At 69.9% G+C, this 22,400-nt stretch carries 21 protein-coding genes and 1 tRNA gene; 8 read left to right on the top strand and 14 right to left on the bottom strand.

Features of this window, described 5'->3' with window-relative positions; all coding sequences use genetic code 11:
• Positions 1–750, top strand: a 750-nt coding sequence (locus AN216_RS21445; RefSeq protein ID WP_070198350.1) for a Yip1 family protein, incomplete at its 5' end; no start/stop codon positions are given.
• Between the two features lie 219 nt (positions 751–969).
• Here the strand turns inward: AN216_RS21445 and AN216_RS21440 are convergent.
• From AN216_RS21440 to dcd, 3 genes are all read right to left on the bottom strand, one after another.
• On the bottom strand, positions 970–2,553 hold the full coding sequence (locus AN216_RS21440) for a ricin-type beta-trefoil lectin domain protein (RefSeq protein WP_070198349.1): 1,584 nt from the start codon (positions 2,551–2,553) through the stop codon (positions 970–972).
• A 250-nt stretch (positions 2,554–2,803) separates the two neighbouring features.
• Positions 2,804–3,301, bottom strand: coding sequence for a phosphoribosyltransferase (locus AN216_RS21435; RefSeq protein ID WP_070198348.1), 498 nt, complete (start codon positions 3,299–3,301; stop codon positions 2,804–2,806).
• 26 nt (positions 3,302–3,327) lie between these two features.
• On the bottom strand, positions 3,328–3,903 hold the full coding sequence (gene dcd / locus AN216_RS21430) for a dCTP deaminase (RefSeq protein WP_070198347.1): 576 nt from the start codon (positions 3,901–3,903) through the stop codon (positions 3,328–3,330).
• 675 nt (positions 3,904–4,578) lie between these two features.
• Here dcd and AN216_RS21420 point away from each other — a divergent pair.
• Positions 4,579–4,652: transfer RNA gene (locus tag AN216_RS21420), tRNA-Gly, on the top strand.
• Between the two features lie 281 nt (positions 4,653–4,933).
• Here the strand turns inward: AN216_RS21420 and AN216_RS21415 are convergent.
• From AN216_RS21415 to AN216_RS21405, 3 genes are all read right to left on the bottom strand, one after another.
• Positions 4,934–6,151: a tyrosine-type recombinase/integrase gene (locus AN216_RS21415; RefSeq protein ID WP_079166818.1), complete on the bottom strand. Its 1,218-nt coding sequence runs from the start codon at positions 6,149–6,151 to the stop codon at positions 4,934–4,936.
• Entirely contained in the window at positions 6,151–6,372 is a 222-nt protein-coding gene (locus AN216_RS21410; RefSeq protein ID WP_070198345.1) for an excisionase family DNA-binding protein, read from the bottom strand. Before AN216_RS21410 ends, AN216_RS21415 begins: the two co-directional genes overlap by 1 nt.
• Positions 6,373–6,550: 178 nt before the next feature.
• Positions 6,551–7,063: a helix-turn-helix domain-containing protein gene (locus AN216_RS21405; protein WP_070198344.1), complete on the bottom strand. Its 513-nt coding sequence runs from the start codon at positions 7,061–7,063 to the stop codon at positions 6,551–6,553.
• A 361-nt stretch (positions 7,064–7,424) separates the two neighbouring features.
• Between AN216_RS21405 and AN216_RS21400 the strand changes: the two genes are divergently transcribed.
• The 4 genes from AN216_RS21400 (at position 7,425) to AN216_RS21385 (ending at position 12,373) form a co-directional block, all read left to right on the top strand.
• Positions 7,425–8,885 (top strand): DnaB-like helicase N-terminal domain-containing protein, encoded by a 1,461-nt coding sequence (locus AN216_RS21400; protein ID WP_244502571.1) that lies wholly within the window; start codon positions 7,425–7,427, stop codon positions 8,883–8,885.
• Positions 8,886–9,145: 260 nt separating this feature from the next.
• Positions 9,146–9,955, top strand: coding sequence for a DUF2637 domain-containing protein (locus tag AN216_RS21395; protein WP_070198342.1), 810 nt, complete (start codon positions 9,146–9,148; stop codon positions 9,953–9,955).
• 329 nt (positions 9,956–10,284) lie between these two features.
• Positions 10,285–10,671, top strand: coding sequence for a plasmid mobilization protein (locus AN216_RS21390; protein WP_244502570.1), 387 nt, complete (start codon positions 10,285–10,287; stop codon positions 10,669–10,671).
• Positions 10,672–10,675: 4 nt separating this feature from the next.
• Positions 10,676–12,373: a relaxase/mobilization nuclease domain-containing protein gene (locus AN216_RS21385; RefSeq protein ID WP_070198341.1), complete on the top strand. Its 1,698-nt coding sequence runs from the start codon at positions 10,676–10,678 to the stop codon at positions 12,371–12,373.
• Between the two features lie 85 nt (positions 12,374–12,458).
• On the opposite strand, the gene AN216_RS21380 is transcribed toward AN216_RS21385, so the two are convergent.
• Genes AN216_RS21380 through AN216_RS21360 form a run of 5 tightly spaced genes read right to left on the bottom strand, consistent with a single transcriptional unit; the run spans position 12,459 to position 16,973 of the window.
• A complete protein-coding gene (locus AN216_RS21380) occupies positions 12,459–12,977 on the bottom strand; it encodes a P-loop nucleotide/nucleoside kinase family protein (RefSeq protein WP_070198340.1) in 519 nt (172 codons plus the stop codon).
• Positions 12,978–13,011: 34 nt separating this feature from the next.
• Positions 13,012–13,866: a glycosyltransferase family 2 protein gene (locus AN216_RS21375; RefSeq protein ID WP_070198339.1), complete on the bottom strand. Its 855-nt coding sequence runs from the start codon at positions 13,864–13,866 to the stop codon at positions 13,012–13,014.
• 22 nt (positions 13,867–13,888) lie between these two features.
• Complete coding sequence (locus AN216_RS21370; protein ID WP_070198338.1) at positions 13,889–15,118, bottom strand: glycosyltransferase; 1,230 nt, start codon at positions 15,116–15,118, stop codon at positions 13,889–13,891.
• Complete coding sequence (locus tag AN216_RS21365) at positions 15,115–15,819, bottom strand: hypothetical protein (RefSeq protein ID WP_079166815.1); 705 nt, start codon at positions 15,817–15,819, stop codon at positions 15,115–15,117. Before AN216_RS21365 ends, AN216_RS21370 begins: the two co-directional genes overlap by 4 nt.
• A complete protein-coding gene (locus AN216_RS21360; protein ID WP_070198337.1) occupies positions 15,816–16,973 on the bottom strand; it encodes a glycosyltransferase in 1,158 nt (385 codons plus the stop codon). Before AN216_RS21360 ends, AN216_RS21365 begins: the two co-directional genes overlap by 4 nt.
• A gap of 112 nt (positions 16,974–17,085) precedes the next feature.
• On the opposite strand from AN216_RS21360, the gene AN216_RS29810 reads away from it, so the two are divergent.
• Together AN216_RS29810 and AN216_RS29805 are read left to right on the top strand one after the other, a co-directional pair.
• A complete protein-coding gene (locus tag AN216_RS29810; RefSeq protein WP_244502569.1) occupies positions 17,086–18,096 on the top strand; it encodes a helix-turn-helix domain-containing protein in 1,011 nt (336 codons plus the stop codon).
• A complete protein-coding gene (locus AN216_RS29805) occupies positions 18,093–18,662 on the top strand; it encodes a peptide deformylase (protein WP_070198335.1) in 570 nt (189 codons plus the stop codon). Before AN216_RS29810 ends, AN216_RS29805 begins: the two co-directional genes overlap by 4 nt.
• Positions 18,663–18,711: 49 nt before the next feature.
• On the opposite strand, the gene AN216_RS28755 is transcribed toward AN216_RS29805, so the two are convergent.
• From AN216_RS28755 to AN216_RS21340, 3 genes are all read right to left on the bottom strand, one after another.
• Complete coding sequence (locus tag AN216_RS28755) at positions 18,712–19,245, bottom strand: hypothetical protein (protein WP_139140973.1); 534 nt, start codon at positions 19,243–19,245, stop codon at positions 18,712–18,714.
• A 428-nt stretch (positions 19,246–19,673) separates the two neighbouring features.
• Positions 19,674–20,906: an MFS transporter gene (locus AN216_RS21345; RefSeq protein WP_070198334.1), complete on the bottom strand. Its 1,233-nt coding sequence runs from the start codon at positions 20,904–20,906 to the stop codon at positions 19,674–19,676.
• The gene (locus AN216_RS21340) at positions 20,903–22,312 is read right to left on the bottom strand and encodes an NAD(P)-binding domain-containing protein (RefSeq protein ID WP_070198333.1); all 1,410 of its coding nucleotides are present in this window, start codon (positions 22,310–22,312) and stop codon (positions 20,903–20,905) included. Before AN216_RS21340 ends, AN216_RS21345 begins: the two co-directional genes overlap by 4 nt.
• Positions 22,313–22,400: the final 88 nt, after the last annotated feature.

Raw genomic sequence — 22,400 nt, 5'->3', positions numbered from 1 at the left:
ACAGCCGGCTGGCCGGTGGCCGGCGGCGGCCAGGGTGGCGGCCCCGCGCGTCCCGGCGAGCCGGAGTACTTCGGCGACCCGCACCCACGGCACGGCGGTGCGCCCGATCCGTACGCCAACCAGTCGGGTCACACCCAGTCCTTCCAGGTGTCCGATCCGTACGGCCCGCAGGGATACGGCGACGGCGGCCAGCCCGCGCCGCCCCCGGGCCCGCGGCTGCACTGGAAGGAGCTGCTGCGTGGCATCGTCGTGCGTCCCAAGACGACTTTCTGGCAGATGCGGGACCACCCCGTCTGGGGTCCGGCACTGCTCGTCACCTTCGTCTACGGCCTGCTCGCCGTCTTCGGGCTGGACCAGGCGCGGGAGGACGTCCTCAACTCCACGCTGACCACCGCCCTCCAGTACGTCATCGGTACCGGCATCGCCATGGTGATCATGGGTCTGATGCTGGGTGCGGTGACCCACACCCTGGCCCGCCAGCTCGGCGGCAACGGCCTGTGGGCACCGACGATCGGACTCACCATGCTGATCATGGCGATCAGCGACGCGCCACGGCTGCTCTTCGCCATGTTCCTCGGCGGCACGGCGACGCTCGTGCAGATCCTCGGCTGGGGCACCTGGCTGGCGGCCGGCGCGCTCTTCACCGCGATGATCAGCCGTTCCCACGAGCTGCCGTGGCCGCGAGCGCTGGCCGCCTCGGCGATCCAGCTGCTGGCGATCCTGATGCTGATGAAGCTGGGCACGCTGTAGGGCGGTCCACGCCCTCACGACCGTGCGGGCGTGGACCGTAAGCGGGCCCGCGCCGGCACCCGTACGGTCACGTCGCTCGTACGTACGGCACCAGCGGGCCGCCGGCCCGGCTCCTCGTACGGGCGGCCGGTCCGCACCGCCCGTACGCGCGCGCGCTGACCGGCACGAACCACTCACACCCGCCACCAGCGTTCCCGCCGACCTCGAACCAGCCGCCCGTCAGGCGAACCGCTGCTGCTCCGAACCGTCACACTTCTGCAGCCGGACCGGAGCCTCCGGTTCCGCCAGTGTCAGGCACAGCTCCGACGCCGCGGCGGGGCGGATGGTGTCGCCCTCGGTGACGAAGCGCTGGTTCTCCTTGCCCAGGCAGTCCCAGAGCACCAGCGCCGTACCCGCCTCGTAGGCGCCCTCCGGCACGTCGACACAACGGTCCTGGGTCAGCTCGGTGTACAGCTGCCCGCTGGCCTCGTCATGCCACCAGCCCTGGTTCCGCTGCCCTTCACCACAACTCCAGCCGCGTACCGCCGTGCCCTTCGCGGTCTCCCCGCCGTCGACGTCCAGGCAGCTGTCCGTCGCGGCGTTTCGCAGCGGAGCGAACGTGTCGTCCCAGGCCAGCTCGTACAGCGTGGGTTCGGCCTGCCCAGCGGGATCGGCACAGGCCACCTCCCGGGAGTCCGAGCGGTACGTCTGCGTCAGGCACTCGGCGAAGGCGCCGTGCCCCCGCTTGTTGGGGTGGAAGGACTGGCGCACGGAGTTCTCGTCCGGCGGGAACGGATGGGAAAGGTCCACGTACAGCCCGCGCGCCCAGGTGTTCTCCATGCACACCTCATGGCCGTGGAAGAGCCGGGACGCGTCCAGGTAGGTCGCCCCGGTCTCCTCCGCCGCCGTCCGCATGCCCTTCTGGAACGCCGGCACGGCGCCGTCGCGGGCCCAGTCGGCATCGCTGGTGTAGCCGGTGCAGCCGCCCGGCAGTTTGCCGGGATAGTTCGGGTTGTCCTTGATATCCGGCCCGATCGGGCTCGGATAACCCAGCACCACCAGCTGGTAGTCGCCCTCCGCGTAACCCGCGTCCCCCATCACGGACCTGATGTCCCGCACGGTCTGCTCGACCTTGGGCACGAGCCCGTCCACGCGGTCCTGCCAACCGGGCTGGTACTTCGGCTCGCACTCGCCCTGCAGGGTGAACCAGCGGATCACGCAGTCCGTCATCACCGGGCCGAACTGCAGGTCGTCGTTGGCACCGGCGACCAACACCACCTGCTTGAGCCGGGTGTTCCGCGCCTTGATCGCCAGGGCGTCGGTCTGCACCAGCTCGTCGGCGTACTGCTGAGTGCCGCCGATCCGGATGTTCTCCGTACTGGCGCCGGAACAGGCGACGTTGTACGTCACGTCCGCCTCGATGCCGGTCCGGTGAATCGCGGCGTCGGGCGAACGGTGGCACCAGTTGTCCGGACCGTCCGTGCCCGGCTCGTACGTCCCGACCCCCTCGCCGCTGATCTCACTGTCGCCCAGCGAGATCAGCGAGGTCTGCCGCTCGTTCATCGGGCGCTGTTCGGGACTGCCGTACAGCTTCTCCGACTGCGCCGCCCGCCGCTCCTCCAACTCGGCTGAGAGCGGGGTGACTTGTGGGCGCTCTGGCTGCGTTGAGCCGGCGCGATCAGTTGTGGTGGCGGCGGTTCGAACGGTGTCGGAGCTCGGTGACGTCGGGTTGGCGGCGGCGCCGGACGCGCTGAACAGCCCCACGCCGCCCAACGTCAACACCGCTGCCGTCACCATGGATACAACAGGTCTCGCACGTGCCATAGGGCGTCTTCCCTCCTGGCGCTCCTCGGTTGTTACCCGGGGTTATACCGAGCTGCCAGGCCGCTGGGAAGACCGCGCGCGCGAAGGAGATCGCCGAGCCACACCCCCGAGACGGGCGTTCGACACCCGCCGGGGCCGTACGTGAGACACCGCCAGGTGCCATGCGGCGGACACGGCGGCGACGCCTGTACCGGACGCGGCGGCGCCAGCGGCAGTGGCGGCGCCAGTCGCAGTGGCGGCGGCGAAAGCCTCAGGAGTCCAGCACCTGACCGGCCCGCCGCACCACAGGCGGCTCCACCGACCAGGGGAAATCGATCCACCGATCCGTACGCTTCCACACGTACTCGCAGTTGACCCGCGACTGCGGCTTCTCGTAGATCACCGCGCTGCGCACCTCGGCGACATGCTCCGCACAGAAGTCGAGCACCAGCTTCAGGGTCTTGCCGGTGTCCGCGACATCGTCCGCGACCAGCACCTTCTTCTGGCTCAGATCCACCACGTTCGGCACCGGGGGCAGCATGACGGGCATGTCGAGGGTCGTGCCAACCCCGGTGTAGAACTCGACGTTCATCACGTGCAGGTTCTTCACGTCCAGCGCGTAGCCGAGTCCGCCGGCGACGAACAGCCCGCCCCGGGCGATGGACAGGATGATGTCCGGGTCGTAGCCGTCGTCCGCGATCGTCCCCGCCAGCTCCCGTGTCGCCTGGCCGAAGAGGGGGTACGTCAGGCTCTCGCGCTCATCGCTCATCGTTCACTCCGCCCTGTCCGATCGGGTCAGATCCGCGTCCGGTGGAAGTTGAGGTAGGCGCGCGACGGCGTCGGCCCACGCTGCCCCTGGTACCGCGAGCCATAGCGTTCCGACCCGTACGGATGCTCGGCGGGTGAGGCCAGGCGGAACATGCACAGTTGGCCGATCTTCATCCCGGGCCACAGCTTCATCGGGAGCGTGGCGACGTTCGACAACTCCAGGGTGACGTGCCCGGAGAAGCCGGGGTCGATGAAGCCGGCCGTCGAGTGCGTCAACAGCCCCAGCCGCCCGAGGCTCGACTTGCCCTCCAGCCGCGAGGCCAGATCCTGCGGCAGCGTGATCACCTCGTACGTCGACGCCAGCACGAACTCCCCGGGATGGAGGATGAACGGCTCGTCGCCCACCGACTCGATGGGGCGCGTCAGGTCGGGCTGTTCCTCGGAGGGGTCGATGTGCGGGTAGCGGTGGTTCTCGAACACCCGGAAGTAGCGGTCCAGCCGCACGTCGATGCTGGAGGGCTGCACCAGCGCCGGATCGTACGGATCGATCCGCACCCGGCCGGCGTCGATCTCGGCGCGGATGTCCTTGTCAGAGAGAAGCACGGGCCGAGCCTACGCGCCCGGCTCGAACCCGTCCCAATCGGTCCCGGTCGCACGCGGGGCCGGGGGCGGGGCCGCCGGGGCCCGCGCGCCGTACCGTGCGCTGTCCTTCCCGGACGGCACACGGTACGCGCGGCCGTACGCACGCACCCACGCGCGGCCGTGCGCACGTACGGGTGCCGGGTCGGTCGCGATGTCAGCCGCGCCGATCGGCCCCGCCGGCAGGACCCGGATCGGCACCCGGCTCCGCACGCGTGTCGGCGGCGGGGCCAGCACCTGGCTCAACACCCGGCTTCGGAACCGATGTTGAGACCGGCACCGCCTGCCGCAACCGCGCACAACGGGGACACCGAAGCAATCGGCCGGGGCCGATTCGCTCGGTGCCCAGGTTCTGCATCGGGAAGGTCGAGGTGCGGAACTCGTGCCCTTCGGCACACCGGACGACGGTGGACTCCAACGTTTGCCACTCCCCACTCACATAAACGGCAAAAGCCACGTTAGGGGATGAAGCGCGGGCTCGCCGGAGGCGCCCCGCCCGCCACCGTACGCCCCCAACTCCGCACCGTCGCACGCCGTCCAGAAGCGCCCCAACAGCGCAAAGACCCCCGCTGCCGGTGCGTCGGGGGTCCGAGATGAGGTACAGTGTGCCGCGTTGTGAGCGGCATCCGCCGCTTCCTCGCGGGCGTAGTTTAATGGCAGAACATGAGCTTCCCAAGCTTATAGCGCGGGTTCGATTCCCGTCGCCCGCTCCAGTATTGAGCCCCAGGTCAGCGGCCTGGGGCTCGTTTGATGTCTAGACCAATTCCGGTCGGCGTGCCATGCGCGTGCCACAGCGCACCACTTGAGTGGTGCGGTGCGAGCTGCACGGGGCCACCCCCGCAATCTGATGCCTCGTCGTCTCATTTCATGAGATCCGTTTTCTGTGCGGTGGGTCACACCGCCGGCAAAGGCGGCGACGTGTGCGGACGCGAAGCAACGACATACAACTGCGCCGGACCCGCAGGGTGCGGGTCCGGCGCAGTGCAGTGTGGGGTCAAGACTCCTGTGCCGCCTGTACGTCGGCGTCACACGAGCGCGGGATGAGCGGATGAACTGTCGCGCCCCCGCCTCCCCCATCGCCGTCGTTCTGCGCCTCTGCCTGCTGGCGGATGACGTCGGTGTTGATGTCGGCGGCGAGTTTGCGCTGGTGTTTGGTGGTGGAGTGCTGGTAGATGAGCTGGGCACGCTCGGAGGACTGTCCCGCGCGGACCATAAGGTCCTTGAGCTTGGCGCCCGTATCGGCGGCGAGGGTGTTGCCGGTGTGCCGGAGATCGTAGAAGCGGAACTCCTTGGGCAGGCCGACCTTGTCCCGGGCCTTGCGCCACTTGCGGCCGAACGTCGTTCCGCGTAGCGCGGCCCCTCGTTCGCCGACGAAGACGAGACCTCCGTCGGCTTCCGACTGCGCGAACCAGTCCAAGTGGCGCTGGACATCCTTGTGCACGAAGGCGGGGAGATGTATCTCCCGCTTCCCGGCACGTGACTTGGGGTCGCCGATCACGCGGTGGCCGGTGTTCAGTTCGGGTGCGGCCCGGCGCACCCACAGCGATCCGGTACGCAGGTCGATGTCGTTGCGCCGAACCTCGGCCAGCTCCTCCGGGCGCATGGAGGCAAACGCACCGAGGAGGACCATGAGCCGCCACCGCATGCCGATGGCGTCGGCCAGCGCGAAGACCTGCGCGACGGTGGCGACCGGCCGCTCGTCCGCCTCCTCTGTGCCGGCGCCTCGGATCTGGCACGGGTTCTTGCGGACGAGGTCGTCCTCGACCGCGGTCTCCATGATCGCCTTCAGCAACCGGTACGACTTGGCGACCGTGGTCGGCCCCGTCGCCTTGAGCCGTTCCGCTCGCCAGGTTCGCACCCGTGCCGGGCTGATGGCGTTCACGCAGAGCGGCCCGAACGTGGGCTCCAGGTGGAGCCGCAGAAGCCTGCGGTACAGCTCTTCGGTTGTCGCTGCCAGCCCGCGCTCGTCGATCCAGCGGGCGGCGTATTCGTCGAAGGGGACGTCGCCTGCGGCGGGGTCGATCCAGTCGCCACGCGTCTGGTCGGCCTGGATCTGAGCGAGGAAGACCTCGGCGTCGCGCTTGGTCTCGAACGGGTGTGGGGCCGGACGCAGCAGACCGTCCGATCCGGGATAGCGGGCCTGGTAGCGACCGGAGGGTAGTTTGCGGATCGCGCCGAAGGTGCGGCGCGAGGGCTTACGAGGTCGGGCCATCAAGCAGCCCTCCCGTAACGGGTGCGCCGGGTGCGGAGGGGCTCGACGGTCCGCGCTTCGATATATGCGTCGAGCACGCTCTCGGGGATACGAATGGGCTTGCCGAGCTTGACGTAGCGGATGCGGCGCTCGTGGATGAGTCGCCGGATGAAACGGACGCCGGTGCCCAGGCGTTCGGCGGCCTCGTCCACGGTGAGCAGCCGGTCACCCTGCTTGTTCACCTCCTTCGCGGCACGGTCAGGCTGTGTGGAGGCAGGGGATATCGCCGATCGGCGCAAGGTGGATCCACTTCTGGCGGGCGCGGTGCGGCAACATCGGCCCGCCGGTTGATCGTTAGGGATGGCGGTTGCTTACGCGTCCTGGCACGGGGCGGCCCAGGACAGGGGCCCGAGGAAGGAACTACGTCTCGTCGGTGTCGTCCTGGACGTGTTCGCCGAGCGAAGGTCCGTAGGTATCCATCAAGTGGCTACTGACCACTTCGGCCATGGTGTTGGAGACCATCGTTTCGGCTTCCTCGCGGATCTCGGGGTGCTCGGCCAAGTACCTGTCCAGGGCGTCACGTGCCGTGGTGAAGCCGGCGTTCGCACGCTGTGTCTCGCTGAAAGCGGCCACCACGTTGTCGATGAGTTCCATGGCGCGGGCTCTGGCGGCGAGCTGGGGCGGGCCGACGAGGTTGCGCAGTTCGAGGCCGAAGATCTCGGCGAATCCGATGGCTTCGTCGAGGTTGATGCGACGCTTGCGGTTCTCGATGCGCCAGACCGCGGACGGGTTCATGTCGAAGCCTGCTTCGTTCAGGCGGTCCGAGACGGTGGAGGTGCTCCAGCCGCGCGCTTCGCGTTCGACCTTGATCCTTACGGCGACGTTCTCCTCGCCGGCCAGCAGCACGCCTTCCTGGGGGCCGTCGTCTGCCATACATACCTCCTTCCTCTGGTAGAGAACCCCTGCCGTTTGCAGCGACCCATCTACGTTAACACGCTGCTGCGATAGGAAGTGAACCGCTGCCTATCGCAGAACGTGTGGCACACTGGTGCCCCCGGTGCGCTCCGAGGGAGTCCGCACCGCTCCGTCATCACAAAGAAGCCCCCGGTGCCGCTGGCACCGAGGGCTCAAGCGCAAACCTCATAACCGCCATCCCTAGCGATCGACCCGCGTGGCCGGGATTGCCGTCCCGTATGGCCCGCGAGCAGAGGAGCTGATGCTCAGTATGACCCATCCGCGGCCGAACGCGCCATCCCAACCGGCAGCGGGAGAGCCCATATCCCCGACGGACCCCATGGCCCAGCCACCTCACAACGCCGAGGCTGAGCAGGCAGTCCTGGGTGCCTGCATGTATGCAGGCGAGGCGGTCGACGATGTGCGGAATGTGTTGGAGGCCACGGACTTCTACCGTCCCGCCCACGAGACCATCTGGCGAGCCCTGCAGGACCTGCGGGCAAACGAAGCGCCGACCGACCCCATCGCGCTCACCCACCACCTGCACGGTACGGACGATCTGAACCGTGTGGGTGGGGCCGGTTACCTCCATCAGGTGGCCAACGTCCCGACCACGGTTGCCAGCGCGAGGTACTACGCGGAGATCGTGCGCCGCGCGGCCGACCTGCGGCGCCTGCGGGAGACGGGCGTCCGCGCCGTGCAGCGGGCGCTGGAGCCCGGAGCCGATCCTGACGCAGTCCGCAGTGAGATCGAGACAGCCGTGCGCGATGAGCGGGAGCGGGCGCTGGCCTCCGGAGCCGGCCGCCTCTCGCGCTACCTGGTGGACGGTTGGCAGTTCGTCAGCGAGACCGGCGCGGACCGGGAGCCGCTATGGGGCACCCGCGAGAAGACCGCCTGGGCGTCAGGGGAGAGTCTCATGATCGTCGGCGCACCCGGTGTCGGCAAGACGACCCTCGCGCACCAGATCGTCCTCGCCCGCATCGGCCTCCAGGACACCGTCCTGGACATGCCGGTCTCCCCAGGCAAGCGGGTGCTGTACCTGGCGATGGACCGGCCCAAGCAGATCGCGGGGGCCATGGCCCGCCGCGTGAGCGTGGCCGACGCGCCCCTCCTGCGCGAGCGGCTCGCCGTGTGGCAGGGGCCGCTGCCCGCGACGCTCGACAAAGAACCCGACCTCCTCGCCGACCTCGCCGCCGCCCATCAGGCCGACACCATCGTGATCGACAGCCTCAAGGACGCGGTCAGCACCCTGGTCGACGACGCTCTGGCCGTCGCCTACAACAACGCCCGCCAGCGGGCCATCCGCAACGGCGTCGACATCATGGAGCTGCACCACCAGCGCAAGTCCGTCGACGGCAGCCCGAGGGACCAGCGGCCCGCACTCGACCGCGTCTACGGCTCCACCTGGGTCACCTCGGGGGCGGGCAGTGTCCTGTTCGTCGCCGGTGAGGCAGGCGATCCAGCCGTCACGCTGCACCACCTGAAGACGCCCACCGGCGAGATCGGCCCGCTGCAGCTCATCCACGACCACACGCGCGGCACCACCACCCTCGACCCGGCCCTGGACCCGGTGGCCATCCTGCGCGCCGCACCAGGCGGCCTCAGCGTCCGCGAACTCGCCGCCGCCCTCACTGGCGAGACGAACCCGGGACGGGCCGCCGCCGAGAAGGCGCGCCGCGCCCTGGACAGCCTCGTCAAGACCGGGCTCGCTACCAAGGCCGACGGCATCGCAGGAGGTAACGGAGGCGGCCAGCAAGCCCGCTACCACGCCTCCGCACGCCACATCGCCGCCGTCTCCTGAACGGCGTCATCGACCGGCCAGAGCGTTCACGGGGGCGATCACGCACCCCTCCGCGACCATGGAGGCGAAAAGCGTTCACACCGGTCACGCTCACCCGCAAAACCGCAGGTCAGACGATCACGCCACCGTACACGCCGTTCACGCGCCGAGCGTTCACGCGCGAGCCCCCCTTTAGAAGGGGGCTCGCGTGAACGCCCCTCCGTGTACGCCCCTCATCAGCACCCCCACGACCCGCCCGAACCGGACCCGGAGCCACCCTCGTGACACCCCACGAACCCCGCGACCAGACGGCCCCTCTCCACCGCGTCACCGGCTGGGACCGTGCCGCGATCACCGTCCTCGGCACCGCAGGCTGCGCTCTCTCCTTTGACGCGCTGCAGCAGATGGCCGCCGCCATCCACATCCGTGGCCTGCTCACCTACCTCTTCCCCCTCGTGATCGACGGGTTCATCGCCTACGGCGTCCGCGCCCTCCTCGTCCTACGCACCGCGCCCTTCCCCGCCCGCCTGTACGTGTGGATGCTCTTCTCCGCCGCGACCAGCGCAAGCATCTGGGCCAACGCCCTGCACGCCATACGCCTCAACCAGCACGCACCGCCCACGGGGCTGCACCTGGACCACGCCACCGTCGGTGTGCTCTCCACCCTCGCTCCGCTCGCCCTCGCCGGAGCCGTCCACCTCCACATCCTCATCGCCCGCCAGACCACCCACGCCAGTCGAGGGATACCAACCGAAGTACCGGACACGCCTTCGACATCCACGCCGCCGACTTACGTGCAGCCGCAGCTCCTCCTGCACGAAAACGATCGCCCTCTCCGAGCGGATAGCCCACCCCCTGCAGAGGAGACCGCCCCCCAGACCACCCGCTACGGACGGCCGCCCGGCGCTGACATGGAGGATCTGCTCCCCATCGCACGCAAGGCCGTGGCCCAGACCGGCAAGGCCACCCGCGCCACCGTCCGCACCGCGATCCGCGACGCCGGACTGACCGTCTCCGAGAACCGGCTCACCGAGCTCATGCAACACCTTCGGACTGACCGCCTCGCGACCACCGGCCCCTCCCCAGACTGACCGGATATCCGGTCACCCCCGCCCTTGGGACCAAAGAGCCCGCGGACCGGTCAGCGGCACGACCCGCGGGCCCCAGCCACGCTCCCTCCCCGAACGCCCAGCACGGACCACCGGCCCCGCCACCGCCGCGCGCCGGAACCTCACACGGACACGGAGACCACGAATTGCACCGCCAGCTCCACGAAATCCCCGCCCACCAGCAGCAGATGCCCACCACTCCGGCCACCGACAGCGCAGCAAGTTGTCGGGTAAGGACTCCTTACCCGAGCCCCGCCCCAGGAGTGGCGGGGCAGACCGGTCCGGGGGCGCCGGTCGAGGAGGAGGGCGCCGTGCCGCCGCGCCGTCGCTTGCGTCAGCCTGCGCAGCGCGATAAGCGCGCCTGCCCGCGCTTCAGTGCCAGTGAATACGCGGATCTCCAACAGGCAGCTGGAGTCTGCCGGATGACGGTGGGCGGCTATCTGGCCGAAGCCGGTCTTGCCGCCGCGCGCGCGGAGAGTCCCGAGGCCGCCGTGGCCGACTACCGTCGTGCAGTGCAGGAGCTGATGGCCTCCAACCGGCAAGCCGCCGCGGTCGGCAACAACCTCAACCAGCTCGCCCGCCACCTCAACTCCGAGCAGGCGCTACCCGAACGCGAGGTTGTCCGCGGGTTGTTGGCGCGGGTGCAGGACGTGCTCGACGAGGTGGACCAGGCGGTCGAGTACCTGGTGCGGCGGTGACCTCGTGATCCCGAAGATCCTCACCGGCAAGACCAGCAGCACCGGGCTCATCCGCTACCTGTTCGGGCCCGGACGTGCCAACGAGCACACCGACCCGCACCTGGTGGCCTCCTGGAACGGCTTCGCCCCCGACCCCGGACTCAACGCGCAGCACACCACCACCCAGCTTGCCCGCCAACTCGACCAGCCCGTGAAGGTCCTCGGTGACCGGGCCCCGGCGGACAAGGTGTGGCACTGCCCCGTACGCGCCGATGCCGGCGATCGATACCTGACCGACGCCGAGTGGGCCGAGGTCGCCCGGCGGATTGTGCACGCCACCGGCATCGCCCCCGCCGGCGATCCGGAAGCCTGCCGCTGGGTCGCCGTGCGGCACGCGGACGACCACATCCACATCGCCGCCACGCTCGTACGCCAGGACGGCAAACGTCCCACCCGCGACTTCGACCGCAAGAAGGCCCAAGCCGAGGCCCGCCGTATCGAAATCGACTACGGCCTGCGCCGCCTCAACCCTGGGGACGGGAGTGCGGCCAAGCGGCCGACCAGCAAGGAGCACTTCAAGGCTCGCCGCATCGGCCAGGCGCATACCTCCCGCGAACTCCTCCGTACCCGGGTCCGGCAGGCCGCCGCCGCAGCCCGCAGTGAGACCGAGTTCTTCGCGGCCCTGGAGGGCATGGGTATCGAGGCGCAGATCCGGTACGCGCCTTCCGGGGACGCGCTCGGCTACAAGGTTGCGTTGCCCGGTGACACCAACAAGACGGGCGAGCCGGTGTTTTTCTCCGGCTCCACTCTCGCCGCGGACCTCTCGCTGCCCCGCATCCGCGAGCGCCAGACCGCCACCGACACCACTGCCGTTCAGGGGCACGCACGCCGTACTGATCCTTGGCACCAGGCCACCGCGAGCATCGACCGCATCCCTGCCACGCTCGCTTCCGACGAAGCTCCCGCCGCACAGGCCCACCTCGCCGCCCTCGGCGAGACCCTCGATCTCCTCCCCGCCATCACCAACCGCGGAACACTGCGCTCCGAGCTTCAGCAGGCCGCCCACGGCTTCGAACGCGCCACCCGCTCCCGCATCCGGGCCGACCACCAGCGCGCCCGCGCCCTCCGCAATGCGGCCAAAGAACTCCTGCACACCCCGAGCGGGGACGCCTCCGGCCTTGCCATGCTGCTCAACGCCACCGTCCTCGCCCTGATCGCGGCATCCCGCTGGCACGCCGCACACCGGCACACCCAGCAGGAAGCCGCAGCCCGCCAGACGCTCCAACATGTCCAGGCCGCCTACCAACAGGCGGCCGCCCATCCGCTGGCCGAACTCCGCAGGCGCACACCACCGCAGGACACTGCTCGTCGCTACGCCCACCACATACGTCAGACCACCCCCGACCATGCCGAGCACGTGCTCACCGACCCCGCCTGGAACGCCCTTACCGCTGTCCTGGCCGACGCCGAGCAAGCAGGTCACAACCCCGCTGAGCTTCTCCAACACGCAGCCCGGCAGCGGACGCTGGACGACGCCCACTCCCCCGCAGAGGTCCTCACCTGGCGTCTCCAGCGCCTTAGCCAACGTCCCGCACCCAGCCCCCGAGCCCAAGCCGCCCGCGTCCGCAGCACCCGTGCGACCACCGCTGCTCCGCAGCCCGTCCGCCCGACGGCTGCCCCGCAGCATCCCGTGCCCACGGTCACGCACCGGCGCCGACGCTGAGGTACCCGCTGCGGGTCCACCGTGCGGTGGCTCAGGGCTTACACGCCCACGGTTACGCGGAACCTGGTGATCAGCGAACAACCACTCAGCGGGCTTGGGAGACTGCTGTCACGAGCGCGTCCAGGTCGCCGGTGTAGACGATGACGTCCTCGTCGTCGGCCGGGGGGTCGAAGCGGGCGAAGAAGTCGTCGAGGGCTTCGGGGGTGACGGTCAGTGCGTTGGCGTCTTCGCGCTGGTTGCGTTCGGCAAGGCGACGCAGCAGTTCTGTGCGGTCGGCGGGGAGGTAGACCACGAGGGGGTGGCCGCCTGCTTCGCGGGCGGCTCGCTCCCAGGCTGCGCGCTCGGTGCGGCGCCACAGTCCGTGGTCCAGGACTACGTCGTTCCCGGCTGCGATCTCCTTGATGAACCGTTCCCGGGTCGCTTCGACGACGGGCCGTTCGCGCTCGAAGTAGGTGTGCTCGGGGTAGTCCACTCCGTAGCGGCCGTGGAGGCGGTGGACTTCCTCGTCGACGGACAGCCGGACGTATCCGTGGCCGGCCAGGACCTGGGCGACGGTGGTCTTTCCGGAGCCGGTGAGGCCGGCCAGGAGTACGGCGAGGGGCACGTGCCTATCCCTTCCGCGGTGTGCGCGAACGCGGTCATTGTCTCTGATCCTGGCCGGTGGGTGTGTGCGGTCGCCAGGCGGTGACGATGCTGCGGGCCTCGGCGGGCCAGCTGTCGGGCATCCGGTCCAGGCTTACCCGGCGGGCAGCGAACCGTGGGTCGCTTGTGTTGATCACGCCGCTGTGTTGCCTGACGTGGGCCAGTAGGCGGCTGGCTTCGTCACGGACGGCAGGGGTGTGTTCCTGCCAGGTGCCGGTGGTGAAGTGCCGGACGCGGCGGCGGAGATCGTCCAGGATGCCTGATCGCCATTTGAAGTGGTGCACCGCGCAGATGTGGTCCGTATCGGGCTGGTGGCCGGGGGCTCGGTGGTTGCCGGAGGCCAGGGCCACGTCGTGGCGGGCGAGGACGATCTTGCGTGGGTCGCCGTGCAGGAGGCGGTGGGTGAGGTGTCCGCCGAGGGGATAGGCGAGATCCAGGCCGTCTTCGGGCTGCCAGCCGGTGAGGCGGCCGCTGGCGGCGACGCGGTCGAGCATCAGGCCGCCGACCACGCGGTGCCCGGTCTTCTCGGCCTGGGCGATCACGTCGCTGAGCGGGGCGGGGTACTGCTGGAACTCGTCGGCGTCGGCCAGTAGGTGCCAGCCGGCCCCGGCCCGGTTCCGCAGGGCATCTCGGAGTTGGGTGTTGATGTGCTCGTGCCACGGACCGGCGCTGGTGCCGGTCGGGATGATGCCCAGCTCGCGGGAGGCGGCCTGGAGTTGGTGCCGCCGTACGTCGGGGACGTGGTCGGGGAAGTGGAAGGCGATCAAGAACCGTTCGATGCCGAGCCACCGGTAGTGGCGGACCCAGGCGGCCAGCAGGTCCGGCTCGACGGGGCCGATGACGGCGATCACGGCGGGAGGGTGTGCTCAGCATTCAGGGCTCCTCCGTGCGGAGTGCGGCGAAGGTGAGGGTGAGGAAGTCGGCCTGCGCTGCGGCCGAGTGCATCCCCAGCAGGCCGGGAGCGTCGGGGCCGGGGCGTCCTGGCACCTGGCGCGTGACGGTGTGCAGGGCGTCGGCGAGAGCGTCCGGGTCTCCGACGGGGAAGGTCATGGCCCAGGGCTGACCGTGCAGGCGTGCGGTGAGGGCCGGGTCGTGGTCGGAGACGATCAGAGGGATACCGAGACGGGCAGCGTCCATGACCAGCCCGGATTCCTTGCCGACCCCGGGATGCCGGGCGACCAGGGTGGCGTCGGCGGCGGCGTAGACGAGCCGCAGCACGCCTTCCGCGATGGGACCTGGCACGGTGTGCAGGCGGAGGTGGGGAAGGGACCGCCACCGTTTCAGTACCGCTTCGTCGAGCGGGGTCCCGGCGACCACCAGGTGCAGCGGTTCCTCCAGGCGGGCCAGGGCGGCGTCGATGACGTCGATGTCCTTGTACGGCCACCAGCCGCCCACCAGGCACACCACGGCTTCGTCATCCGGGATGTCGAAGGCCATCCGGCCGCCCTCGCATTCGGCGTCGCTCAGGCGGCGTCCATCGTCGACCGCGAAAGCCCGCACCACCGCGGGCAGTTCCGGGAAGACCCCGGCGAACTGCTGGCCGACGGCCTGCGTCGGATACACCGTGATCACCTGCTTCTCGCCCCGGCGGGGGAGCCGGTCGAGCAGGCGCACGGCGGCGTCCTCGGTGGTGACGGCCTCGTGGACGAACCGCAGGTGCGGCAGTCCACCGAGAAGTGCAGCGGCCCCGTGCAGGGCCTCGCTCGCGGTGAGGATCGCCACCGCCTCGGCGTCGGCCCCTTGCCTGCGAGCCGTTCGTAGGGCGGAGGCTTCGGTCAGGCAGCGGGCGATGAGGGTGACTTGGTGGGGCAGCCGCCGCAGGGCGCGGGGCCAGCGGCGCGAGCGGAAGGCTCGCTGCCCCGCGCTGGAGAGCCCGGCCGCCAGCCGGGAGGCGGCCAGCAGGACGTCGGCGGGAAGTCCGGCCGGTGCGGTCACCAGCCGGGCCCCGGCCTCCCGCAGCGCCGCCACCGTTTCGGGGGCTGCCCCGTGCGGGGCGATGACCAGGCTGTTCGGCCTCACCTGGGCCAGGGCCGCCAGCGTGCGCTGGTGGTGCCCGCCAAGGCGGTCGGCATACGGCTCGATGAGCACAAAGGGGCAGGTCATCCGGAGACCACCCGATCCCCATGGGCGGAAGCGAACCGGTGCCGCAGCCAGGTCGGATCGTTGAGATCGTCGAACCGCTGCACGTCGCGGGCGGCCTCGCGAGCGAAGGCGACGCCCTCGCGGGCCCCGGCGGCGGCGTACGGGGCGAACTCGCCCTGCTGGCTCGCGGTCCATGCCTGAACCCGCTGCCGGGCGTCGTCGTCGGCCATGCCGTACTCGCTGCCGCGGGCGAGCATCGCGCACTCGCGGAACCCGGCCTTCCACGCGTGGAAGGGACTCTGGTTGAACCGCGTGACACCTGCCGTGTGGCCGGCGAACTCGATGCCGCCGGGAAGAGCCGCGAGGACGTCCACGGCCTCGCCCATCTCCCGCAGAGCACTGCGGCGGATCAGCTTCAGCCCGCCGTACCCGTAGATCAGGCCGTTGACCGGGTTCACCGCCCGCCACACCCGCATCGACACACCCTCGTCAAGTGGGGCGACGGCGGCCGGGTCGAAGTCGGAGTTGATGGCGAAGTCGCCATCGGCGAGGAAGAACTGGTCGCGGTCGACGACCTCGGCACACAGCCGGTAGGCCCGCCGCATCCCGTGCACGCCGTGCAGACGCTTGACCGTGCCGCCGAGCGTCCGCTGCACACGGGCGTGCAGAGATGAGGCCATCGGCTCGTCGTACGAGAGGAAGACGGCATCGAAGTCGGTCACGAGAGGGCCTCCAGGTAGCGGGAAGCAACCAGAGCAGGGGCGAACTCGACGGTGGAGGCGTGGGCGCGCTTGGCATGCAGGGCGTAGAACTCGTCGTCCACGGCGAGGCGTTCGACCAGGTCGACGGCCTCGGCCGGGGTGGTGAAGCACAGGTCGGGATCGATGTGCTCGGCAAGCCAGCCCAGCCGGGGTGAGATGACCGGCAGACCCATGCCCTGGCAGTCGATCACGCTCATCGACCAGGGGCATCCGGGGCGGAAGGGGGCGATGCCGAAGCGGGCACCGGCCAGCAGGTTCTTGTAGCGGACGCGGTCACCGCGGTCGGAGACGACCTGAACGTGCGGCAGGGCCGCGAGCTGGTCGCGCATCTCCCCGGGACTGTTGTCCAGGCCCGTGCGCTCGGCCCGGCGCTTACCGAACAGGTCCATGACCCGGAGCCGGACGGTGCCGGAGGCCGCCAGGTGGCGGGCCAGGTCGACGAACTGTTGGGTGCCGTAGTGCGCGTACAGCCGGTGGTTGTAGACGCCGACCACCCCAGCGCTGTGCTGGCAGGGGGCAGTTGCTGGATCGCGGACCAGTCGCTCATCACGCGGGGCGGGCACCACCCGCAACTTCTCGCCGAGGTCCACCGTCATGCGGGCAGCGGCGGCCGATACCCAGGAGGCAGCCGTGGCCGAGTGGACCATCACACGGTCACAGGCAGCCAGCCCGGCGGCGAAGGCGAGCAGCACCGGCCGCCCGAGTCCCGCGTCGTTCATGGACGGGTCGAGCAGGAGCTGCCCGCCGTCGGCGAAGGAGAACGGCAGGTAGTGGCAGTACCCGGCCAGAACTGCGTCCGACCCGGCCTCCAGCAGAGCGGTGCGGATCGCCGGGGCCTCCTCGATCTGGTTGGCCACCACCGCGTCCGGCCTCTCCGCCCGGATCAGCGCCACCAACTCCTCGACGTCCGTGGAGAACCGGGCCCGGTACTTCGTCCCCGGCACCTTCGTCCGGTGGAAGCCGCAGCGGGCATCCCCGGCCGCCGCCGGGGCTGCGACGGTCACTTCGGCCCCGGCATCGGCCAGGGCCGGGGCGAGCAAGTCCGCGAAGATCCACCCTGAGTCGGCCGAAAGCCGGTCGGGATTGGAGATGTTGAGCAGGTACAGCACGCGCATGATGCCTCGCCTCCCTCATCTGCCCGGAGGGTCGATCCGGGCCGGTAAGGGAAGGAAAACGGCGACGCAGGCCGTGACGGGATGATGAACTTGGATCACTCACGGTTCATTCATGCTCACCAAATCGATGACGCGGGGCGGGGCTTCGATGGACGCGCACGACGAGGAGATCACCGTCGAGCAGGCAGCCGAGGACTACGCGGCCGAGGTGGCGCGCTGGCGGGAAGTACGCGGCATGTCCAAACGGGCGTTGGCCCTGGCCATGGGGTTCGACCCGTCCTACGTCAGCCACGTCGAATCAGGCCGCCACAAGCCCAGCGAGGAGTTCTCCCGCCTCGCCGACGAGGCCCTGAACGCCGGGAAAGCGATCTGGCGACGCTGGCTCGACTACGAACAAGCCCGGACAAGGTCCCGCCGCCCGCCCACTGCCCCACCGGCCCCGCGCAGGCCCGAGCAGCCATACGCCACCGGTTCCGCCCTCGTTGTCGAACACGACGCCGCCCGGCTCCAGTACGACGGCAGCTCCTACCGGCTGACCATGCGGCGCCGACTGCGGAACACCGGCACCGAGCCGGTGACCCGCTACCTGATCCGCATCTCCGTCGACCGCTACCCCGGGGCACCGGAGCACTCCAACGCGCACTACCGCGCCCACCCGTTGACCTGGGACGAACTCGACCTCACAGCCACCTGCCGAGGCGAGACGATGCGCTGGCAGGCCAAGCACGACCGCGACGCCTTCAAGGAAGTCTGGCTGCTGTTCGACAACGAACACGGCCGCTTCCCGCTCTACCCAGGCGAGTCCGTGTGGATCGAGTACGCCTACACCGTCGGCGACGACAAGTGGGGCCACTGGTTCCAGCGCGCCGTGCGTCTGCCCACCGAACAACTCGAAGTCCAGCTCGCCTTCCCCGCCGCTCTCGACCCGGTCGTGTGGGGCACCGAAACCTCCATGACCGCCGAAGCCTCCCCGCTGCGAACCCCGCCCGTCCGCAGCGACGACGGCGAACTACGGCAATTCACATGGACCACGGCCACACCCGCTTTGCACGCTCGGTACCGTCTGGAGTGGCGGTTCCGGGCACGGACCGAACCCACCACAGAGCAAGGGGAGTTCAGGTGATTGACGTGCGACCCAGCCAGCGCATGCGAGACCTCGGTGTCGTCCAGCACGACGTCGGCATCCTCGCCGAGCCGGCCCGCGCCTTCGACCTGCCCGTCGAGCGCGAAGAGGCCGAGCGCATCACCGACGAACTGTTCGCCGCAATGGAACGGATCGGCCAGGTCCACCCCTTCGCCAAGGGCATGGGAATCGCCGCCCCACAGATCGGCATCGGCCGCGCCGCAGCCGTCGTCCAACCGCCCGGAGACGCCCCGGCCGTCATCCTGCTCAACCCCCAGATCACCGACCACTCCGAAGAGACGGACGAACAGTACGAGGGCTGCCTGAGCTTCTTCGACGTCCGCGGCCTCGTCCCCCGGCCCCTGAAGATCACCGTGGAGACGACGGCCCTGGCCGGCGCGACCGTGACCACCACATACGAACGCGGCCTCGCCCGCCTCATCCACCACGAGATCGACCACCTCGACGGCCTGCTCTACACGGCCCGCATGCGGAACGGCGTGGCCCCGATCCCCGTCGAGGAGTACCGGCAGACGGGCCGGAGCTGGGCATACGACGGTTCCTGACCCAGGAACCCAACGGCAGCGGAACCGGGCACACGATGGGCAGATCGACTCAATTGCCCTGCAGTCGGGCCGCCTGCACGCCACGCTCCTGTGCGCTGCGTCGTAGCCTCTCCACTTCGGTTCGGAGCTTGGTGTTTTCAGCCTCCAGGTCAGCATTCGTGCGCCGCGTGCGGGGACGTACAGGAGTCGGCGACCGCTTCTCTTCGCCGGGTGGCTCTCCGACTGGAGCGATCGGCTCGAACGCAACGATGATCGCTGGCTCCTTGCCGCATTCCGTGCATTGTTCGTGGTCACTCGTCTGCCCATCGGGTCGTTCCCAGGCCCGAGGCCGCTCCACCTCCACGACGTGGCCGCAGTACAGACGTACCCGCCACCTCATGTACCTCCAGGGCTGTCGTGGCTCATCCAGCCGGAACATTTCCCTGAGCCTCTCCGCCTGTTCCTCGGAGAACGGAGGGGCCTTCGCCAACTGCTCCTCGACCCATCTGTGCATGTTCTCGACATCTCGTTGGCGTCGGTGATCGCTTCGGGAAAGCTCGTAGCTGTTCAAGGGGGAGCCGGAGGACTGGTACTGAGTGGGCATGCCAGGACGCTAGGAGCCCTGGCGGCCCGGCGGTCCAAGATTTCCGAAGTGGCGCACAGCTGGCCATGCTCTGGTAGGGGAGCGTGGCCCCGTATGGAGGGGCTGCGAGTCCAGCGACGATTGGTGGGGCGAAAACCCGCCGGTCGGGGCGGCTCTGATGCTTGAGCGATGCGTGAGCGGACGCGCTGCACCGGGTCCGGACGACGTGGCAGGGATCATCTTCCGTACCAGGTCTGACCTGGCGCGGAAGGACTTCGGGGGACGTGTCCGGTACCGCTCGCGGTTCGTCCGTTGAGCTCGCCGAGGAAGCGGCGGGCGCCACTGAGCCGTAGTGCCCAACTTGACCTGGGTTCACAGCATCCGGGACGTGGTTGCCCACTGGCGGGGGTCAGGCAAACCGCCAGTATGCGCTCGGACCGTTGTCCTTCCTATTGGTCCTGGGCCGGGCGGGGCGACGTGACCGCGACGGCGACGAGGGCTGCCAGGCCGGAGACGAGTGCGAGCAGTGCGAACAAGGTGGGGTACCCGCCGAGGGGCGTCGCGAGGGCTGCACCTGCGAAGGGGGCGAGGGCTGCGGCGGCGGTCGCGGGGGCGGTGAGGAGGCCGGAAAGGCGGCCGTAGTGGGTGGTTCCCCATCGGTCGGCGACGGCGGTTGCCTGGAGCAGAGTGAGGTTGCCGCGGGCCACACCGGCCGCGATGGAGAGGACGACAAGCAAGACGTAAGGGCCAGGAGTGATCGCTAGCGCGGCCGTGGTGACGCCGCCAAGCGTGATGAGGGCGACTGTGCGCGTGGTCGCTCCGGTGCGCTGGGCGACGGGTGCGTACAAGGTGCGGCCGAGGGTCTGTCCTGCCCCGCCGAGGCCGAGCGCCCAGGCGGCTTGGGCGGGGGTGAAGCCGCGTTCGAGGAGGAGTGGGACAAGGGCGATGACGACTGCGGATGCGGCGCATGCGGAGAGGGTCAGGGCGCAGGCCAGCATCCAGAACGGTCGGCTGCGTGCCACGGCCTGCGCTCCACCGCTGATGTGAACCGCTGGCGGGGGCGCCGCCGGCCAGGGGCCTCTCAGTGCTACGGCATGGGCGGGAATGGTGACGACGGCGAGGATCCCGGCAAGCACCGCATACGTCGCCCGCCAGGACACGTGATCGGCGAGGGCTGCGGTGACGGGGGCGAAGACGGTGGAGGCGAGGCCACCGGCGAGAGTGACGAGGGTGAGGGCCCGGACGTGGTCGGGAGCGTACCAGCGGGTGAGCGCGGCGAAGGCGGGCGGGTAGAAGGTAGCGGCCATTGCCGCTCCGGCGAGGAGCCAACCTGCGGCAAAAAGGGGCAGGTTGGGTGCGGCGGCGACGAGGAGGAGGCTGAGTACGCCGAGGAGGGAGCCCGCTGTCATCACGGTGCGGGGTCCGCGGTGGTCGATGATGCGGCCGATGCGGATCCCGGCGAGGGCGGAGACGAGCAGGGCGGCGGAGAACGCGGCCGTGGTCGCCCCGGGAGGCCAGCCTGTGTCCGCGGTGATCCGGGGGTTCAGTACGGGGAAGGCGTAGTAGACGATGCCCCAGCTGGTGATCTGCGTCGCGCAGAGCGCGAGGAGCGCGGCGCGGGGCCGCGACCGGTCCCCTGTTCCGGTCGCGGCCCCGCGTGCGGAGGTACGCAGGCTGGTCACGAGCCGCAGCAGCCGCCCGCCGGATCCCGGGGTGCGGCAGCAGCCGGGACTTCTGCCGGTGCACCGATCGGGACGACCTGCGGCTCCGGCGTTGCGCAGCAGCCGCCCTCTGAGGTCTGTTCGGTTTCGGGGGCGTCGAAGAGGCCGGCGCCGCCGCACACGCCGGTTTCGGGGAGGGTGAGTTCGACGCGGTCGGCGGCTTCGGGGTCGCCGGCGAGGGCGGCGGCGATGGAGCGGACCTGTTCGTAGCCGGTCATGGCCAGGAATGTCGGGGCACGGCCGTAGGACTTCATTCCGGCCAGGTAGATGCCCTGTTCGGGGTGGGACAGTTCGCGGTGGCCGTGCGGGTAGACGGTGCCGCAGGAGTGGACGTTGGGGTCGATCAGCGGGGCCAACTCGACAGGGGCCTGGAGGCGTTCGTCGAGGCCGAGGCGGATCTCGGAGAGGAAGGAGAGGTCAGGGCGGAAGCCGGTCAGCACGATGACCTCGTCCACGGCATCGAGGCGTCGGCCGTCCTCGCTCACGAGTACCAGGCGGCCCTCTGCGTCCTGCTCGATGCGGTCGGTGCGGAAGCCGGTGACCGCGTCCGCGTAGCCCTCGTCGACGGCGGCCTTCGCCGCGAGCCCCAACGCGCCGCGGGCGGGCAGTTGATCGGCTTCGCCGCCGCCGAAGGTGGAGCCGGAGATGCCCCTGCGCAGGATCCACAGCGCCTTGGTGCCGGTGCCGTCGTCGGCCTTGGCGAGGTCGGCCAGGTAGGCGAGCGCGGTGAAGGCGGAGGCACCGGAGCCGATCACGGCCATGCGCTTCCCGGAATACCGGGCCCAGATGTCGGGGTCCTTCACATCCGGCACGCGGTAGGTGATCCGGTCGGCGGCCGCCTTCTCGCCGAGGGCGGCCAGACCGCTACCGCCTGCCGGGCTGGGGGAGGTCCAGGTGCCGGAGGCGTCGATCACCGCGCGGGCAAAGATCCGCTCCTCCTGCCCGTCGGTGTCAGTGAGGTGGACGACGAACGGCCGGTCCTCTCGGTCGGCGTCCACGATCCGGTCCCGTCCGGCCCGTGCGATGCCGGTGACGGTCGCGCCGAAGCGGACCCGTTCACCGAGAACCTCGGCCAGGGGCTGCAGGTACTGCTCGGTCCAGTCCCTGCCGGACGGGTATCCGGCACCGTCCGGCTGTACCCACCCGGTCGGCGCCAGCAGCTTCTCAGCGGCCGGGTCGACGACCTCGTCCCAGGGGGAGAACAGCCGCACGTGCGACCACTCGCGCACCGCGGAACCTGCGGTCGGCCCGGACTCCAGGACCAGCGGGGTAAGCCCCCGGTCGATCAGGTGGGCGGCGGCGGCCAGGCCGACGGGACCGGCCCCGATCACGACGACGGGCAGTTCGGTGGTGGCAGGCGCGTTCACGAGAACTCCTGGGTTCGATATCTGTCGATGTCTTGTGCCGCCAGGGTGACACCTGATTCGATGAACGTCAACATAGACATTGGCCGAA

Origin of the sequence: Streptomyces oceani (assembly GCF_001751245.1) — a bacterium.
GTDB classification, from domain to species: Bacteria; Actinomycetota; Actinomycetes; order Streptomycetales; family Streptomycetaceae; genus Streptomyces; species Streptomyces oceani.
This window is presented reverse-complemented; position numbering and strand designations above follow the sequence as displayed.